The organism is Roseovarius mucosus (assembly GCF_002080415.1).
Taxonomy (GTDB): domain Bacteria; phylum Pseudomonadota; class Alphaproteobacteria; order Rhodobacterales; family Rhodobacteraceae; genus Roseovarius; species Roseovarius mucosus_A.
On the sequence record NZ_CP020474.1, the window covers coordinates 811,500 to 829,892 of the forward strand.

The following is an 18,393-nucleotide window of genomic DNA, read 5'->3' on the forward strand; positions in this document are numbered from 1 at the left end:
TCGTCACACCGGTTGCAACGCAACGGCCACCCGGCGCCCTTCGGACAAAAGCACGTTATAGGTCCGGCAAGCAGCGGGCGAATTCATGGTCTCAACACCCAACCCCACCGCCTCAAGATCATCTCTCAACCCTTTGGGAATATGCGATATTTCTGCGCCAGTGCCGATAAAGACCACATCGACCTCCGTCGCAAGTGCCATCAGTGCCGCGGTGTCTTCATAACCGCCCCAGGTGCGCGCCCCAGTCGGTGTGACAAGGATCGCGCCCTCCATAACCTGTCCGGCAACCCGAAAGAATCCCGGCCCATAGCCATCAATCGGCGTCGCCCCGCTAAAACTGATTTCCGTCATGCGCATGGCTTACCCCTCCTTGCCCCAGATCGGCAGCCCGCTCACCACCGCAAGACCGATCACTGCATAAGCCGCCCAACGATAAAGCCGCTCGTGACGCGGGTCAAAGAGCGATTGCCCAATCAATGAGGTAATGAAATACGGCACCGCAAGTAGCAGCGCCAAAAGGAAAATCTGCCCATTGATCGCCCCGCGTAAAAGGAGGTTGGCCACGATCACCACATCCAGCGCAGCCAGAAACAGGATCGTATTCGCGCGCACTGATTGCGCCGCCGACTGCCCCGCGAGGTAGAACAGGATCACCACCGGGCCGGTCAACCCTGTCAGCCCTCCAATCACGCCGGCCAGAGCCCCAATCGCGACCAGCATGGGGCGGCCCACCTGTCCCGAGAACCGCCACCCGGTGATCAGCGCCGCCAATGTGATTGCGCCCACAGCGGCCACCACCCATCGGATGCTGACCGGGTCAAGCCGCCCCATCAGCCACAGACCAATCGGCACGGTCACAAGCGCCGCAAGCGCCAAGATACCCACTTCGCGCCGGTCCGCCTGCGACCACGCGCGCGGCAACAGTGCCGAAGTGCTGGCAATTCCCGTCAGCGTGATCACCCCGACGATGATCTCTGGCCGCAGAAAAATCCCCGCCACGGGCACGAAAATCAACGCCGTTCCAAAGCCGGTAAAGCCCCGCACGATCCCTGCCAGCCCAATCGCCAGCAATAGCCAGACCAGGCCGGGCGTCGCCCAGACCGCGCTGAATGCCTCAGGCATCTATATTGGCGAATTGCGTGCCCGCATTGGCATCCGGCTTAGACCAGTCGCGTTTGATACCCAGCCACATCAGCACCGTACTGGCCACAAAGATCGACGAATAGGTGCCGACAATCACGCCCCAGATCATGGCAAAGACAAAGCCCCGGATCACGTCACCCCCCAAGACATACAAGGCCAAAAGCGCCAGCAACGTGGTCAGTGACGTTACCATCGTGCGGCTCAGCGTCTCGTTGATTGACAGGTTCAGCACCTCTCGCAGCGGCCTTTGCTTGTATTTGCGCAGGTTCTCGCGGACCCGGTCAAACACCACCACCGTATCGTTAAGCGAATAGCCGACAAGCGTCAGAAGGGCCGCAATGATCGCGAGATCGAATTGGATTTGCAGTTCCGAAAACACACCGATGGTTAGCGCCACGTCATGCACCAGCGCAATCACCGCCCCGACCGCGAATTGCCACTCGAACCGCATCCAGATGTAAACCAGCACCGCCCCGATGGCGAGTGCGACGGCAAGCACCGCCGTCTTGATCAACTCGCCCGATACTTTGGGGCCAACGCTCTCCACGGATGTGAACTGTATATCCGGCACAGCCTGCTGCAAGGCCGCTTCGACCGCCGCGATCGTTTCGGGGGTGACACTCTCGGTCTCGTCCTGCGCCTGAATCCGGAGCATTGCCACGTTCTCTTCCGGGCCAAAGGTTGGATCGAACACCTCTGTGATGCTGACATCGCCCAGCCCCATATCATTAGTCGCGGCGCGATAGGCCCCGATATCAACAGGTTCTGCGCTCAGCGTCCGGATCGTGGTGCCACCCTTGAAATCAATCCCGAAATTCAGCCCTTGCACGGCAAAAGAGCCAAACGCCACAAGGATCATCACCCCGGAAATGCCCAACCACAGCTTCCACCGGCTAAAGAAATCCCAAGAGGTGATTTCCGGCACGAGCCGGAAACCGCGCCCGGCCAGCACTGTTTTTGGCCGCTTGCGCTCAAACCACATCACTGTGATCAATCGCGTCACAAACAGAGCGGTAAAGACCGAAGTCACAATCCCCAGCCCCAGCGTTATGGCAAAGCCACGCACCGGACCAGACCCCATGACATAGAGGATCAGCGCCGTCATGAAGGTGGTGATGTTGGCGTCGACAATCGCGCTCATCGCCTTCTCATAGCCCAATTCAATGGCCCGCGCCGCGCCCTTGGCCGATTTCATCTCTTCTCGGATACGCTCAAACACCAGCACATTGGCGTCCACCGCCATCCCGATGGTCAGCACGATCCCGGCGATCCCCGGCAAGGTCAGCGTAGACCCGATTAGGCTGAGCAAGCCGAAAATCAGACCAACGTTCACAATCAGCGCAATATTCGCAAAGATGCCGAAAATGCCGTAACTCACGATCATGTAAACGAGCACAAGCGCAAAGGCCACGAGACAGGCCAGCTTGCCCGCCTCGATACTATCGGCCCCAAGCTCCGGCCCGACCGTCCGCTCTTCCAGAAACTCAAGCCCCGCCGGAAGCGCACCCGCACGCAACAGCACGGCCAGTTGCGTGCTGTCCTCAACATTAAAGTTGCCGGTGATGATGCCCGACCCGCCGGCAATATGGCTTTGGATCACCGGCGCGCTGATCACCTCGCCATCAAGCACGATGGCAAAGGGATTGCCGATATTCTCAGCCGTGTAATCGCCGAATTTGCGGGCACCCGTGGGATTGAACCGGAACGACACCGCCGGGCGACCGTTCTGGTCGAAATCTGGCTGTGCATCGACCAATTCCTCGCCCGTCACAACGGGCGCGCGCTCCAGAATGTAGTAAACGCCCGCCTCGTCCAGTGACGGCAGCACCTCGTTACCTGCGCCCGCGGGCGCATCAGCGCTCGCGGCACGGCTGATCACAGGCTGGAAGGTCAGTTGGGCCGTGGTCCCGATCAGCGCCTTCAACTCGGCTGCGCTGCCAATCCCCGGCACCTGAATCAGGATGCGGTCAGCGCCCTGGCGCTGGATGGTCGGCTCGCGCGTGCCCACCTCGTCGATCCGACGGCGAATGATTTCCAGCGATTGCCGCACGGTGCGATCATCGGTCGCGCGCTGCTCGGCCTCGCTCAGCCGGATGATGATATCCGCACCGTCCGTTGTCACCTCGATATCGCTACCACCCACGCCAGTCAGCACATCGGTGACAGGCCGCGCCAGCCCACGCACCAGCGCCGCGGCCTCTGTGGCCATTTCGGGCCGCTCGACAAGGCGCACCCGCAACTCGGGCGCATCGGTCTGCTGCAGCCGGATGGGCCCCACGCTGTCACGCTCTTCACGCAACAGATCGCGCACCTCGGGCCACATCCCCTCAACCCGCGCCTGATAGACATCTTCGACCTTGACCTCGGCCAATAGATGCGCGCCCCCGCGCAGATCAAGCCCCAGATTGACAAGGCTTGAGGGCATCCAATCGGGCCAAAGCGCCAGATCATCGGCCACCGAGGCCGGATCAGCCCCCGCCTCAACGGCGACGACGGCGTCATTATGCCGCTCGACCTTTCCGTAAAACCCATTGGGCAGGGCGAGCATCAGACCAAGGGCCACCGTCCCCCAGATACAGAGGCGTTTCCACAGGTCGATTTGCAGCATGTTCCTGCCCTTTCAGAGGTTTTTCGCAGGGGAGCGGGGGCTTAGCCCTCGGCAGGCTCAGTCTTGGACAGAACCTGTGCGATGGTGGCGCGCACCACGCGCACCTTGATGCCCTCAGCAAGTTCCACCTCGATCTCGCTGTCATCCTTGACCTTGGAAACCTTGCCGATCAGGCCGCCTTGCGTCACCACCTGATCGCCCCGCCGCAGCGCACCAATCATGGCCTTATGCTCTTTGAGCTTCTTCTGTTGCGGGCGGATCAACAGGAAATACATGATCGCAAAGATCAGAATGAGCGGGATGAACTGGCTAAAGGCTTCCATCGGGTATCCTCTTTTTGTGACGCGGACAGCGGGCCGCGAATTGCCGGGGAACCTAGGCGCGGGGCCGGGTATTTGCAAGGCGCGAAAGCATGGCGCAGGCCCGGTTTCTGGTGCATAACGCCGCCCAAGCGATTCACCGACAGCTTTGAGGACCAGCGCCATGCACGATATCCGCGCCATCCGCGAGACCCCCGATGCCTTTGACGCCGCCCTCGCACGGCGGGGTCTGGCTCCGGTCTCGCCCCAGATTCTGGCCCTCGACGAGGCGCGTCGCACCCGCATCCACGCGGCCGAGAGCGCACAGGCCGACCAGAACCGCGCAAGCAAAGAGGCAGGCGCCGCCAAAGGGCGCGGTGACGAGGCAGAATTCGAACGCCTGCGCACTCTGGTCTCGGCCAAAAAGGAAGAAATGGCCGCCATGCAGGCCGAGGCCAAGGCGTTAGATACCCAGCTCACCGACCTCCTGATGGCCCTGCCCAACCTGCCCTTTGACGACGTGCCCGATGGCACGGACGAGAGCGGCAATGTCGAGCTGCGCCGTTGGGGGACGCCCGCAAGTTTCGATTTCACCCCGAAAGAGCATTACGACATCACCGGTGTGCAACCGGGCATGGATTTTGAGACAGCTGCGAAACTCTCTGGCGCGCGCTTTGTCGTCCTGTCGGGCAGCATCGCCCGCCTGCACCGCGCCTTGGCCCAATTCATGCTCGACACCCATATCGAGGAAAATGGCCTCCAAGAAACCTGGACGCCCGTTCTGGTGCGCCCCGAAATGATGCTGGGCACCGGGCAATTGCCGAAATTCGGCGAAGACAGCTATGAGACCACCAATGGCTGGTGGCTCGTTCCTACCGCCGAGGTGACGCTGACCAATATCGTGCATGGCGAGACGGTCGATGCCGCCACCCTTCCGCGCCGCTACGTGGCCCACACCCAATGCTTCCGCTCCGAAGCAGGCTCTGCGGGGCGCGACACCGCCGGCATGCTGCGCCAGCACCAGTTCGAAAAGGTCGAGATGGTCTCGATCACCCATCCCGACGAAAGCCGCGCCGAGTTGGACCGCATGACCGCCTGCGCTCAAAGTATTCTTGAGCGGCTTGGCCTGCCGTATCGCACCATCGTGCTCTGCACCGGCGACATGGGCTTTGGCGCGCGCCGCACCCATGACATCGAGGTTTGGCTACCGGGTCAAAACACCTACCGCGAAATCTCGTCCGTCTCGGTCTGCGGCGACTTTCAAGCGCGCCGCATGAACGCCCGCTTCAAACCGCAGGGCGGCGGCAAGCCCGAATTCCTGCACACGCTCAACGGCTCGGGCCTCGCCGTGGGCCGCTGCCTGATCGCGGTGCTGGAAAACGGCCAGCAGGCCGACGGCTCCGTCCGCATCCCCGACGCCCTCCACCCCTACCTGCGCGGCAAGACGATCCTCAACGCGGATGGGAGTCTTGGGTAAAGCAGATTACCTCTGATCGCGTTCACATCGCCCCGGGCCTGCCCCGGGGAATCCCCCTCCCGCTTCGGCGAGGTCCCGGATCAAGTCCGGGACGGGTGTGGTTTCAATCGGGCGCAACCTGCCCTACGCAGGGCTTCCCGCTCACCTTTGACACCTCGCGGGGGCAAACGTCGAGCGGTCAGTCACTCTTGAGCCAAAGGCCAAGCCCGTCCAACCAAGGCCCGACCTTCGAGCCCGAGCGCACGAAAGTCTACAGAGCGGACAAAGAGAGCTTTCGCTGCCGCTTCGCTGATGACTGCTTCAGGAGCATACCAAGCAGCCATCGTTCTTGACACGTCTGGCAAAGGTGGCGACGAAACCACCCAACTTGGCCTCTAACGACTATCTCGAAGCAGCGGTCTCCATACCGGATCAGAATCAGCCCACCAGAGCAGCATTCCACCCAACATCATCAAGTGACCAATCGAAACCATGATCCGGAAGACCATGAGCAACCGCTAGAAAACCCTTTGGGTAAGGGGGGCAAATGGCACTTGGTCTTTGCCGGAAGAACTCGTACCAAGCGCGCAGTTTTTCGAGCCTCTCGGGCAAGTGAACACCGTAGACGTCCGCTGCAAATTGCAGGGTCGCCATCGCGATACAGTCTGCAATGGTGTTCTCAGAGCCAGTTAGGAAGGGTCCTTGATTTTCAGTCAGTACGAGATCGAGGCGTTCCAGCTGCTTCAGATAGGCCGCCGCTGCAAAACGCGCTGTAGCTGGATGCTGCTCCTCCATGCCGGCGAAGACCGGACTGCCCTTATGGGCCCATACCCCAAGCTGAAGCGCTGCCTCATCTGCGATGCTCATTGTTTCCCGCGTTCGGGCCTGCGCGGCGGGTGACCACCCGATCATGTTCGGCTGCGGATACCGATCCTCCAGATATTCCAAGATTGCGATCGAAGATCGGATCTTGTGACCATCTTCGGTTTGCAACACTGGCACTGTTCCGAACGAACTCACTGCCCTCAGGCGGCCGAGACTTTCCGGGTCCATCGCATCAAAGGCAATCCGGTCTATATCGGTGATCCCTTTTTCGGAGAGGTAGATTCCGATGCGACGTGGGAAGAGCGCCCAGTTCAGTTCGTAAAGCTTCATGGAGTTTCCTTCCAATAGTTTGATCTCAGCGCGAGGGCCAAACAAGTGATCTGTGAATTTGTGCGCCGGCAGTTGCGCCATCGGCCACGGCAAGCGACACCGAGTGCGGGGCGCGTGCGACATCACCGCACGCAAATACGCCACAGATAGATGTCTCTTTCTCATCGGACGTCCGCAGCTGAGACCCCATGGGCGTTTCTATCAAGGCGCAGCCCATGGTTTCGGCCACCGCACTGGCCGGCGAACAGATGGGCGCCGTGAACAAACCGGCAAAGTCCACGCGGCGACCGTCGGTCAGAAAAACTTCGGCCTTGCCCTCGATCCGATCGATTGGCGTTTCCTCCATGGTAGCACCGCGGCGATGAAGATCGGTACGGGTTTCATCGTCGAGTGGCATCAGGGCGTTGGTCAGGAATGTGACCTTGCCCCACTCTGTCAGCAACTGCGCCTGATGCACGGACATGGGCCCGGTTGCAATCACGCCGATATGGCCCTGAGCCAGCTCGTAGCCATGGCAATAGGGGCAGTGAAAAACCGAACGCCCCCACCGCTCTGCCAGTCCAGGCACCGAGGGCAGTCCATCCGTCACACCGGTGGCGAACAGCAGGCGACGCGTTTCGAAGCGCTCGCCAGTGGTGAGGGTCACTTGGAACGCGTCGTTCTCTCCAGCAGCGCTGGCAACCTCGCCCTCTTTCCAGGTCAGGGTCGGATACGCCTCGAGCTGGGTTCGGGCAATGCCGGCCAGTTCGGCCGGATCGACACCATCCTGTCCCAGAAAGCCATAGGAGTGGCTGGCTGACCGGTTGCGTCGCATCCCGGCGTCGATGATCAGCACTGACCTGCGCGCACGCAGAAGCTGCAGGGCGGCTGCCATTCCTGCATAGCCACCCCCGACTAAGATAACATCCTGCATTTTCATTCTTTCTGTTTAAGCGTTTCCGCGTGGCGACGTTTGAAGTCGGCAGCCAGATCGGCAAGTGTGACATGAGCGAAACGCTCAAGCAGCAACGCTTCGGCTTCTTCAAACGTGTGTTCCAGTGCGGCGTTGACCGACTGCTCCACCAGGCAGAAGGGGTTCTCTGTCCGATTGCCAATCGCGAAAATGGCTGGTTCTCCAAGTGCCTTGTGCAACTGGTGCAAGGTCACGACCTCAAGATCGGCGGTGATGCGCCATCCCCCAGCGTGGCCCCGAGCGGACGAAACGATCCCTGCTTCACGCAGAAATGCCATGGTGCGCCGCACGACAACAGGATTGGTGCCCATGCACTGCGAGATGGCTTCCGAAGTCATGGGCCCTTCGTGCTCTGCCATGTGCAGAAGCGCGTGAAGGACGGAGGAAAGGCGGCTATCTCTTTTCATGTAACAATATATGTTACGATTCGTGCAGTGTGTCAAGTTATAGGGCGATCATTCCAAGAATGCCTCTTTTCACCAATGAACCAGCGACCGCTTCCAAAGCCGTCCCCCTAATCCCTTTCAGACCCGCCAGTTACCGAACCTTTCGGAAGGGCTGCCGAGAGCCGCCATTCGCTGCTCAACAGAATATCGACACGACGGGCTCTTTCCAAACCTTCGCCCACACACAGCAAGAATGTCCGATTACGGTTTTAGCCCAACGGTATAACGTGAAAGTCAAACAACCTGCCAACTCCCCCTACTCCGCCGCCACCATGCGCGTCGTCTCAGCCTTCGGAAACGGCACCAACCGCCCCGCGTCCTCATCCCAGAGCTTCAACCGGAAACTGCGGATCGCCTCGGGCCAGCGGATCACGTCATGGGCGCGCAACGGCTCCGGCAACGCCCTCTGACAGCGCCGCAGGTTATAGGACGGAATACCGGGGTTGTAGTGATGCAGGTCGTGATAGGCGATATTGCCCGTCCCCAGATCCCACAGCCACCCCAGATCAAGCGAGCTTGACCCCACAAGCGTCGCCTTGCGGAAATCGAGCGATGGCTTGCGATCCCAATAGGTCTCTTCGAAATTGTGCTGGAGATAGACCAGAAACACCCCGATCACCCCCGCCAGCAGCGCGCTCAGCGCCCAGACCACCAAGCCCGCCACGCCCAACCCGGCCCAGATAAGCATCAAATAGCCCGCCAGCATCAGGTTATGCGCAATCACCCCCCATACCCCCACCACTCGCGTATTGCGCGGCCAGCGATAGGCGATGAAATAAGCGTAAATGCCTCCCAGTGACAGCATCACCACCGGATTGCGATAGAGCCGATACCACAGCCGTCTGTGCCATGGTGCCGCCTGCCATTCTGCCAGCGTCATCGTATAAACCTCGGTCGTCTCGCGGTGATCGAGATTGCCCAGATAGGCGTGATGCTGGTTGTGATTGTATTGCATGACCCGGTATGGCGTCAGCGAAAACACCGATAGGGCATAGCCCACCACGTCATTCAGCCCTTTGCGCCGAAAAAGCGCGGCATGCCCGCAATCGTGTTGCAACACGTAAAGCCGCACCGAAGCAAAGGCGAGCACGCCAACCATCGCCACCGCGCCAGCCCACTGCCCCGCCTCTGCCAAAGCCACACCCAGGATCAGCGCGCCGCCATAGACCACAAGAGTGCCAGCAAACGACAGCGCGCCGCGACCATCGCTCTTGGTGGTATAGGGTCTGAGAAAGGCGCGCAGCGCCGCCTGATCGGGGGTCTCGGTCATGTCAGCCTCCATGCCACAGAGGGGTAACACTCTTTGGCCTCAGAGATTTGACCTCGCCCCGCACGAATGCAAGAGGGGCTGCACAGGAATTTGCACGCCCCTGCCCGGATCAGTCGCTTGATCGCCCCGTCAAATGCTTGCGCAGGCTCGACGGCCCGGCCTTTTTCTTGCTCTTGTAGGGGTTGCGATCCGCCTGACTGCGGAAATAAAGGCGGATTGGCGTGCCCGGCATGTCAAAATCTGCCCGCAACCCATTCACCAGATAGCGCGAATAGCTCTCGGGCAATTTGTCGGGATGGCTGCACATCACCACGAATCCCGGTGGCCGCGTCTTGGCCTGCGTCATGTAGCGCAGTTTGACCCGACGGCCGCCCGGCGCGGGCGGCGGGTGCTGCTCCAACATGCCGATCAGCCAACGGTTCAGTTGCGCCGTGGTCACGCGCCGGTTCCAGACCTCATGCGCCTTGGCCACCGCATCGCGCAGGCGGTCCAGCCCCTTGCCAGTCTTGGCCGAGACGGTGACCAGAGGCGCGCCGCGCAATTGCGGCAAAAGCCGCTCGAATGCCTCGCGCAGCTCTCTGATCTTGTCGCTCTTGTCGGGCTCCATGTCCCATTTGTTGATCGCCACCACCACCGCGCGCCCCTCGCGCTCGGCCAGATCGGCGATCCGCAAATCCTGTTGTTCAAAGGGAATCGCGGCATCAAGCAGAACCACCACCACTTCGGCAAATTTCACCGCCCGCAGCCCGTCGGACACCGACAGCTTTTCCAGCTTGTCCTGCACCTTGGCCTTCTTGCGCATGCCTGCCGTGTCGAAAATCCGCACCGGCATCCCGTCCCAGTCGATCCGCAGCGAGATCGCATCGCGCGTGATCCCCGCCTCAGGCCCGGTCAAGAGCCGCTCTTCCCCAAGGATCTTGTTGATTAGCGTCGATTTTCCGGCATTGGGCCGCCCCACCACCGCCACCTGCATCGGACGGGCCTCGGTCGGCTTGCGATAGCTGACATCCTCGTCGTCCTCGATATCCTCGTCGAGCGACACATCCACCTCTGGTGCTTCCGCCGCCGCGCGCGCCTCAAAGGCATCAGCCAGAGGCATCAGCTGGGAATAGAGGTCGTTCAACCCCTCGCCATGCTCTGCCGACATGCGAATAGGCTCGCCCAGACCCAGCCCCCAGGCCTCGATCACGCCCGCATCCGCCGCCGATCCTTCGGCCTTGTTGGCGGCAAGGATCACATGCGCCGAACGCTTGCGGAGAATCTCGGCAAGGCTTTCGTCGGTGGGCGTGACCCCGGTGCGCGCGTCGATCACAAAGAGGCAAATATCCGCCATGTCGACTGCGCGCTCTGTCAGCTTGCGCATCCGGCCCTGAAGGCTCTCGTCGGTGGCATCTTCCAGACCTGCCGTGTCAATCACCGTAAAGCGCAGATCGCCCAATCGCGCGGCCCCTTCGCGCAGGTCTCGGGTAACGCCGGGCTGGTTGTCAACCAAGGCAAGGCGCTTGCCCACCAGACGGTTGAAGAGCGTCGATTTGCCAACATTGGGACGGCCCACGATGGCTACGGAAAAGGTCATGTCTCAGGCTCCGATACGGATCAAGTCGCCCTGATACAGGATCGCACGATCAACGGAAAGCCAGCAATTGACCCTTTTTCGACACGACATAAAGCGTATTGCCCGCAACCACCGGGTTGGACGTGGCACCACCGGGCAAATCCCGCGCGCCCGTCATCTGCCCCGAGGCCGGATCAAAGAACCGCAATTGCCCGTCGCCCGAGGCCAGGATCAGCTGTCCACCGGCCAGAATGGGGCCAAAATGGCCCACGATTTCGGCCTGTCGCTTGGGCTTGCGATCCGCAAAGAGCGGCAATTCATGCCCCCAGATGCGCGTCCCGTCCTCGGTGGCAAGCCGCACCAATTCGTTGCGATCCGTGACCATGAACAGCGAGTCCCCGGCCGGCCAAACCGGGTTAAGCGGGCCTTCTTCGGCAGTCCAGAGGCGGTTGCCGCTGCCAAGGCTTAGCGCCACAGTGCGCCCCGAGTGGCTACCGGTATAGAGGCGGTCGCCCACGACCACCGGATCGCCGGTGATGTCATCCACCCGCGCACTCGCTACGCCCAAACGCTCGCCCGCAACCTGCGCATCCCAGAGGCGCAGACCACCCCGGCGGAATGCGCCCTGCAATTCCCCTGCACCAAAGGCAAAGACCACGTATTTGTCGGTGATGGCCGGGGCAGGTCCGCCCAAGACGTTGTGAATATCCGGCGTGCCGCTCAACTGCCAGGCAATCCGCCCGGTGTCCGTCTCGATGGCCCACGCCACATCATCGCCCGCAACCACATAGACCAGCCCGTCAAAGACCGCCGGTGTGCCGGTGCCGGGCGATCCCAACGCCTGTTGCCAGATCACGCCGCCTGTCGCAGGGTCAACCGCCGTGAGCAGGCCAAACCCGGACGAGACAAAGAGCTTGCCATCGCCATAGGCCAAGCCGCCACCGCTGGCATTGTCAGACCTGTCATTGGCCGGCGTAAGGTCGCGCGTCCAGAGCAATTGCCCCGTGGTCGAGACAGCCGCCACCGTCGCCTCGGCATCCAGTGTAAAGATACGCCCTTCGGCCACTACCGGGTCAGCGGTGATCCGCACCCGCCGCCCGTCACCTGCGCCGATATTGACCGACCACGCCAGTTGCGGTGCACGCGACAGCGCGGGATGGGCCGTGCGCGTTGCAGGCGTTCCGATGCGCTGGCGCCAGTCCGCATTGACTGTCGCCGCTGGCAGCGAAACGGGCAGAACTTGGTTTGTTGGTGTCACACTTGCCTGAGCGCGCGCAGTCTCGCTCTGGAGAACCTCGCGAATTCCCTCGCGCTCACCGCTCAGAATCTGTGTCTTCTTGGTGCAGGCCGTCAGCGCAAGGACTGCAATCAGCCCAAGGATCAATCCGTTCGGTTTCACTGCTCTTGCCCTCACTCTTCGCCTTTTGCCGTCCTGCCGGCCCGCATGAGCCTGTCGCCCGACGCGGCCCCTGTCATTCACCTAGCGACTCGGCCCCTGTGACAGGCTCCGGCAGGTCGGGCATATCTTCGCCCAAGGCCACAATCACTTGTGTCACGCGCCTACGCAAGCCCATCGTCGCCTCCGCGTCGCTGGCAATCGCGCCAAGACGCTCCAAAGCCGCATCCCGGTTGCCCGTTTCCAGATCAATCAACGCCAATTGTTCCTCGGCCAAGAGGCGTAAAACCCCGCCGCTCAACGCCAATCCGTTCAAGCGCCCGCGCCGTGCCTCGGCATCCAGCCCCGAACCCGGAAGCATCACCGCCTTGAGCGTTGCAATATTGCGATAGACGGCATCCACATCCGACCGGTCTGCCAGCGCCAGCAACCGCGTCGCCGCTGCCTCGGGGGTGTCCGCCGCTTCTTCCGCCGCCGCGAGCAAGGCAATCACCGATCCCGCTTGGGCCCCCGGCGCCTCGATTGCATCCAGTGCTGCGGCGCGGGCGCTCCGGTCTTCGGTGGCCAAGGCCGCCAGCACCGCATCGCCCAACGCTTGGGCGGCGGCCTGATCCTGCGCCTTGCGCCATTCGTTCCACGCGGCACCGCCCACCAACATCAGGATCGCCAGAACCGCGATCCAGCCATATCGGCGCATCAACGCGAACAGCCTGTCGCGGCGCACCTCTTCAGTGACTTCATCGATGAAAGTGTCGGTGTTGCTCACGCCGCGCCCCCCTTGAATTTCGCCCCTCTTACCCCGAAGCCCTGCCCCTGCCAAGGGGCACCGCGCCCGCGACGCAAGGGCGTGCTTGCAGCAGGCATTGGAAAAGATTAATCTGAACCGGTTGGTTTAGCGTAAGCCAATGATGTTGCGTCAAGGGCATGTCCCGCAAGGCAGGCCCAAGCCCGGCCCAACGCCACGCCTCATGGCCCGAAGGTAGATAAATGCGGTTGCTTCCTGTTCTCATCGCCCTCGTGGTCTCTGTCCTTGTCTATGTTCTTGTCTTTGAGCATGACAGATTTCTTCCAGCCCCCGCCACTCAGCCGCAAACCGAAACCACATCACCAGAAACCGCCCCCCAAACGACGCAGATCATGCGCGTCGTGGCCCTGCGTTCACAAGCGCGTGAGGTCGACAGCGCCGTCGTGGTGCGCGGCAGATCCGAGGCTGACCGCATCGTCGAATTGCGCGCCGAAACCTCGGGCCTTGTCATCAACGACCCGCTGCGCAAAGGGCATATGGTGACCCAAGGCGATATCCTTTGCCGCCTTGACCCCGCCGCGCGCAACGCCGCTCTGGCCGAGGCCCAAGCCCGGCTGAGCGAATCCCAAACCCGCATCCCCGAGGCCGAGGCCCGCGCCAACGAGGCCCGCGCCCAACTCGAAGAGGCTGAAATCAATGCCAACGCCGCCGAAAACCTTGTCGAAAGCGGCTTTGCCTCACAAACCCGCGTCGCTGCAACACGTGCCGCGGTCAGCTCGGCGCAAGCAGCGGTGCAGTCGGCCACCTCTGGCCTAGAGGCCGCGCGCGCCGGGATCGAATCCGCCCGCGCCGCCGTCGCCGCCGCCGAAACCGAGATCGCCCGCCTCGCCATCGTCGCGCCCTTCGACGGCGTGCTCGACACCGACACCGCCGAAATCGGCAGCCTTTTGCAACCCGGCGCGCTCTGCGCCACGGTGCTGCAACTCGACCCGATCACCATGGTCGGCTTCGTTTCGGAATTGCAGGTGGCCCGCGTGGAAATGAATGCCCCTGCGACAATTCGCATGGCCTCAGGCCGCAGGGTCGAGGGGCGCGTGACCTTCGTTGCCCGCTCCGCCGATGACGTCACCCGCACCTTTCGCGTTGAAGTGACTGTGCCCAACCCGGACCTCTCGCTGCGCGACGGGGAAACCGCCGAAATCCTGATCGGTGCCGCAGGCAAACGCGCGCATCTCCTGCCGCAATCCGCGCTCACTCTTGATGACGAGGGGGCCTTGGGCCTGCGCATCGTCAACCCCGAAAGCCTTGCCCAATTCGTCCCGGTCGAGCTCTTGCGCGATACACCCTCCGGTGTCTGGCTCACCGGACTGCCAGATAGCGCCGATGTGATCGTGATCGGACAGGATTTCGTGACCGATGGCGTGCCCGTTGACCCGGTGTTTCAGGAGTTGGGCCAATGACCGGAATCGTCGATTGGGCCGCCACCCGCGCCCGGATGGTTTTGGCCTTCATCGTGCTCTCGGTCTTGGCAGGCACGCTGGCCTATGTCGGCCTGCCCAAAGAGGGCGAGCCTGACATCGAGGTGCCCGCCCTCTTCATCTCGGTCCCCTTCCCCGGCATCTCCGCCGAGGATAGCGAAAAACTGCTCGTCAAAGTGATGGAGACCGAGCTGAGCGATCTGGACGGTCTGAAGAAAATGACCGGCACCGCTGCTGAAAACTATGGCGGCGTGGCGCTCGAATTCGAATTCGGCTGGGACAAGACCAAGACCCTCGCCGATGTGCGCGACGCAATGGACACCGCCGAGGCCGATTTCCCCGACGGCGCTGAAAAATACACCCTCAACGAAGTAAATTTCAGCGAATTCCCGATCATCATCGTCAACCTCTCCGGCCCGGTGCCGGAACGCACCATGTCGCGCCTCGCCAATGACCTGCAAGACACGCTCGAAGGGCTGGAACCCGTGCTCGAGGCTGGGATCGCGGGCAATCGCGAAGAGATGCTCGAGGTTATCATCGACCCGCTCCGCCTTGAGGCATATAACGTCACGGCGCTGGATCTGATCAACGTGGTGCAGAACAACAACCAATTGATCGCAGCCGGTGAAGTCGACACAAGCCAAGGCACTTTCGCGGTCAAAATCCCCTCGTCCTTCGAAGATACCAGCGATTTCTACAACCTTCCGGTCAAGACCAATGGCGACCGCATCGTGCGGCTTGGCGATCTGGCCACCATAAACCTCACCTTCGAGGATCGGCTAGGCACCGCGCGGTTCAATGGCGAGACCACCGTCGCGCTCCAAGTGGTCAAGCGCAAAGGTTTCAACATCATCGAGACCGCAGACCTCGTGCGCGCCGCCGTCGCCGAGGCGGAAAAGACATGGCCCGAGGATTTACAGGTCGCAGTCAGCGTTGGCACCTCCAACGATCAATCCAGCACGGTCGCCTCGATGGTCAGCCAGCTTGAGGGCTCGGTTCTGACCGCCATTGCCTTGGTTATGATCGTCACGCTGGCGGCCTTGGGCATCCGTCCTGCACTGCTGGTGGGCTTTGCGATACCAACCTCCTTTCTGCTCTGCTTTGCCCTTCTCGCCGTCATGGGTGTCGCGGTCTCGAATATCGTGATGTTCGGTCTCATCCTCGCGGTTGGCATGCTTGTGGATGGTGCCATCGTCGTGGTGGAATATGCAGACAAGCGGATTGCCGATGGCGAAGGCCCGATGCACGCCTATGTGGGTGCCGCCAAGCGGATGTTCTGGCCCGTGGTCAGTTCAACCGCGACCACGCTCTGTGCTTTTCTGCCGATGCTCTTCTGGCCCGGTATTCCGGGGCAATTCATGGGCATGCTGCCCGTTACACTGATTTTCGTGCTCTCTGCATCGCTCTTGGTGGCGCTCGTCTATTTGCCCGTGCTGGGCGGCGTGACCGGGCGGCTGGAACGCTGGTTCAACGCCCGCACCGATCAGATTGCGGGCGGTTTCTGGCTCTGGCATGTGCTGCTTCTGCCGCTGGCAATCGGTGCGGCGCTTCTGGCCGGCCAATTGGCCCCCACCCTGCTGAACGAAGTGCGCGCGCAATTTTCAGCCATGGACGGCACGCAAATCCTTGGCTCAGTCATACCGGTGTTGACCACGGTCTTTGGCCTCTTGCTTGGCGTGTCACTTCTTGTGGCGGTAGGGCTGTCGGGGGTGGTCGCCACGCTTCTGGCGCTTTTGGCCATCCCGCGCCGTTTTGGCAATCTCCTGCACGTCGCGCGGCAACGCTGGCTGCCCCCGCGCCGCGAACGGGTCCGGGGCGGCTATCACCGCTCGGCCTTTGGCTGGGTGATCCACGCCATCGCGGGCAATCCGGTGATGCCGCTGGTGGCCTTTGGCGCGATTTTTGTGCTCGTGGGCTCTGTGCTCATGTTCTACATCAACAACAACAATGGCACCGAATTCTTTGTCGATAGCGAACCCGAGCAAGGCATCGTCTATGTGCGCGGGCGCGGCAATCTCTCGATTGATCAAAAGGATCAGTTGGTCCAGCAGGTCGAGGATATCATCCGCGCCCATCCGGGCATCCAGACCGCCTTTGCTTTTGCTGGGGATGGCGGACTTGATACCAACACCGGTGGCGCACAGCCCCCACGCGACACGATCGGTCAGATACAATTCGAAACCATCGCCTGGGAGGATCGCCCCCAGACGCACGAGACATGGTTCACCATTCCCCTGATCAACCTTGCCGTATCGCGCGACGTGGTGGCGGCAGACTTTGACGGCGATGCGGTGATTGCGGAACTGAGCGCCGAACTGGAGCAAATTCCCGGCATCAAGTTTGAGGTTCTTGCCCAATCCCGTGGCCCCGCTTCGGCCAAGCCGGTGCACCTGCGCCTCAAAAGTGACAATTGGGACGATCTCATCGCCTTTACCGAAGTGGCGCGACAGAAATTTGACGAAACCGAAGGCCTGCGCCAGATCGAAGATACCTTGCCGCTGCCCGGCATTGATTGGCAGATCGACGTTGATGTCGAAAAGGCCGGGCGTTTTGGCGCCGACGTGGCAACCGTTGGGGCGATGGTGCAGCTTGTGACACGCGGTATCCTGCTCGACACGATGCGCGTGGACAGCAGCGACGAAGAAATCGAGATCCGCGTCCGCCTGCCCGACCAAGACCGCGTGCTCTCAACCCTCGACAGCCTCAAGGTGCGCACCGATGACGGACTGGTTCCACTTTCGAATTTCGTCAGCCGCAAACCGGTCAAACAGCTGGCCCAGATCGACCGTGTCGATCAGACCCGCTTTTTCGACATCAAGGCGGCAGTTGAGGACGGGTTATTTCGTAAGGAATCGGCCACAGATGTTACAGATCGTAAGGTGCCCATCACCGCAAACGAGCGCATCGCGCTCCTGACTGAGTGGCTCGATTCCGGCGTTCTGCCCCCCGGTATCAGCTATGAATGGACCGGCGATGCCGAGGATGAGGCCGAATCCGGCGCGTTCCTGCAAAAGGCCTTCGCCGGGGCGCTTGGCCTGATGTTCATCATCCTCTTGGCGCAATTCAACAGTGTTTACAACGCAGTGCTAGTGCTTTTGGCGGTCGTGCTCTCAACAACCGGCGTGCTGATCGGGATGCTGGTGATGGATCAGCCGTTTTCGATCATCATGACGGGCACCGGCATCGTGGCCCTCGCGGGGATCGTGGTGAACAACAACATTGTTTTGATTGATACTTATCAGGAATACGCCCGCTACATGCCCCAGATCGAGGCCATCACCCGCACCGCGCAGGATCGCATCCGGCCCGTTCTTTTGACTACGATCACCACCATGGCGGGCCTCGCACCGATGATGTTCGGGCTAAGCCTTGACTTTGTGAATGGTGGCTATGCCTTTGATAGTCCAACAGCTTTGTGGTGGAAGCAGCTTGCCACCGCCGTGGTTTTCGGCCTCGGAATCGCAACCGTACTAACGCTGGTCTTTACCCCCGCGATGTTGGCGTTGCGGGTGTGGCTGGGCACCTACGCGCTCTGGGGCGCGCGCCTCTTGGCCAAGCTTTCGATGGGTCGCTCCAGCCGCGCCGCTCAGGATTGGGCCCTCGCCCACACCGCAAACCGCCTCGCACACGCTGAAATTGTCTGGCCCGACGAAAATCAAACCGTGCCAGCAAACCCAACCCAACCTGCTGAAAAAAGTACAAAAACACCGGATTCCATAGGCCAAGATTCGCCTCTCCGCGCGGCGGAGTGATTCTGTTGAAGATGTGAGTTCGCCCCTGTAGCCCGCAGGAAGATTGCCCGATGTTTCAGCATCTTGGCCTCTAATCCGGAAACAAAGCGCCCTGTAGACCCGGTTCGTTTCCAAATATATGACTCGACCGGCACGAAG

14 protein-coding genes are annotated in these 18,393 nt (G+C 61.3%); 3 read left to right on the plus strand and 11 right to left on the minus strand.

Features of this window, described 5'->3' with window-relative positions:
• Positions 1-3: 3 nt before the first annotated feature.
• From ROSMUCSMR3_RS03930 to yajC, 4 genes are read right to left on the minus strand one after another with little or no spacing between them, the layout of a single operon-like run.
• On the minus strand, positions 4-357 hold the full coding sequence (locus ROSMUCSMR3_RS03930; protein ID WP_008282537.1) for an Mth938-like domain-containing protein: 354 nt from the start codon (positions 355-357) through the stop codon (positions 4-6).
• 3 nt (positions 358-360) lie between these two features.
• Positions 361-1,122: a sulfite exporter TauE/SafE family protein gene (locus tag ROSMUCSMR3_RS03935; RefSeq protein ID WP_081506526.1), complete on the minus strand. Its 762-nt coding sequence runs from the start codon at positions 1,120-1,122 to the stop codon at positions 361-363.
• Positions 1,115-3,751 (minus strand): protein translocase subunit SecD, encoded by a 2,637-nt coding sequence (secD, locus tag ROSMUCSMR3_RS03940; protein WP_081506527.1) that lies wholly within the window; start codon positions 3,749-3,751, stop codon positions 1,115-1,117. Before secD ends, ROSMUCSMR3_RS03935 begins: the two co-directional genes overlap by 8 nt.
• A gap of 41 nt (positions 3,752-3,792) precedes the next feature.
• Positions 3,793-4,074 carry a preprotein translocase subunit YajC gene (yajC, locus tag ROSMUCSMR3_RS03945; RefSeq protein WP_008282540.1) on the minus strand — a complete coding sequence of 94 codons (282 nt, stop codon included), beginning with the start codon at positions 4,072-4,074 and terminating at the stop codon, positions 3,793-3,795.
• A 160-nt stretch (positions 4,075-4,234) separates the two neighbouring features.
• Here yajC and serS point away from each other — a divergent pair, with 160 nt between their 5' ends.
• Positions 4,235-5,527 carry a serine--tRNA ligase gene (gene serS / locus ROSMUCSMR3_RS03950; RefSeq protein ID WP_008282541.1) on the plus strand — a complete coding sequence of 431 codons (1,293 nt, stop codon included), beginning with the start codon at positions 4,235-4,237 and terminating at the stop codon, positions 5,525-5,527.
• A 417-nt stretch (positions 5,528-5,944) separates the two neighbouring features.
• Here the strand turns inward: serS and ROSMUCSMR3_RS03955 are convergent, their stop codons facing one another.
• The 7 genes from ROSMUCSMR3_RS03955 to ROSMUCSMR3_RS20985 all read right to left on the minus strand — a co-directional run bounded on the left by ROSMUCSMR3_RS03955 (position 5,945) and on the right by ROSMUCSMR3_RS20985 (position 13,046).
• A complete protein-coding gene (locus tag ROSMUCSMR3_RS03955; RefSeq protein WP_198385574.1) occupies positions 5,945-6,661 on the minus strand; it encodes a glutathione S-transferase family protein in 717 nt (238 codons plus the stop codon).
• A 25-nt stretch (positions 6,662-6,686) separates the two neighbouring features.
• On the minus strand, positions 6,687-7,580 hold the full coding sequence (locus tag ROSMUCSMR3_RS03960; RefSeq protein ID WP_081506529.1) for an NAD(P)/FAD-dependent oxidoreductase: 894 nt from the start codon (positions 7,578-7,580) through the stop codon (positions 6,687-6,689).
• Positions 7,577-8,020: an RrF2 family transcriptional regulator gene (locus ROSMUCSMR3_RS03965; RefSeq protein WP_081506530.1), complete on the minus strand. Its 444-nt coding sequence runs from the start codon at positions 8,018-8,020 to the stop codon at positions 7,577-7,579. The genes ROSMUCSMR3_RS03960 and ROSMUCSMR3_RS03965 overlap by 4 nt, the downstream gene beginning before the upstream one ends.
• Positions 8,021-8,315: 295 nt before the next feature.
• Positions 8,316-9,329 (minus strand): fatty acid desaturase, encoded by a 1,014-nt coding sequence (locus tag ROSMUCSMR3_RS03970; protein ID WP_237183533.1) that lies wholly within the window; start codon positions 9,327-9,329, stop codon positions 8,316-8,318.
• 109 nt (positions 9,330-9,438) lie between these two features.
• Positions 9,439-10,905: a ribosome biogenesis GTPase Der gene (der, locus tag ROSMUCSMR3_RS03975; RefSeq protein WP_008282546.1), complete on the minus strand. Its 1,467-nt coding sequence runs from the start codon at positions 10,903-10,905 to the stop codon at positions 9,439-9,441.
• Positions 10,906-10,954: 49 nt separating this feature from the next.
• A complete protein-coding gene (locus ROSMUCSMR3_RS03980; RefSeq protein ID WP_008282547.1) occupies positions 10,955-12,283 on the minus strand; it encodes a PQQ-like beta-propeller repeat protein in 1,329 nt (442 codons plus the stop codon).
• Positions 12,284-12,356: 73 nt separating this feature from the next.
• Entirely contained in the window at positions 12,357-13,046 is a 690-nt protein-coding gene (locus tag ROSMUCSMR3_RS20985; RefSeq protein ID WP_087148862.1) for a hypothetical protein, read from the minus strand.
• 221 nt (positions 13,047-13,267) lie between these two features.
• Here ROSMUCSMR3_RS20985 and ROSMUCSMR3_RS03995 point away from each other — a divergent pair, with 221 nt between their 5' ends.
• Complete coding sequence (locus ROSMUCSMR3_RS03995) at positions 13,268-14,485, plus strand: efflux RND transporter periplasmic adaptor subunit (protein WP_008282549.1); 1,218 nt, start codon at positions 13,268-13,270, stop codon at positions 14,483-14,485.
• Complete coding sequence (locus ROSMUCSMR3_RS04000) at positions 14,482-18,255, plus strand: efflux RND transporter permease subunit (RefSeq protein WP_081506534.1); 3,774 nt, start codon at positions 14,482-14,484, stop codon at positions 18,253-18,255. Before ROSMUCSMR3_RS03995 ends, ROSMUCSMR3_RS04000 begins: the two co-directional genes overlap by 4 nt.
• Positions 18,256-18,393: the final 138 nt, after the last annotated feature.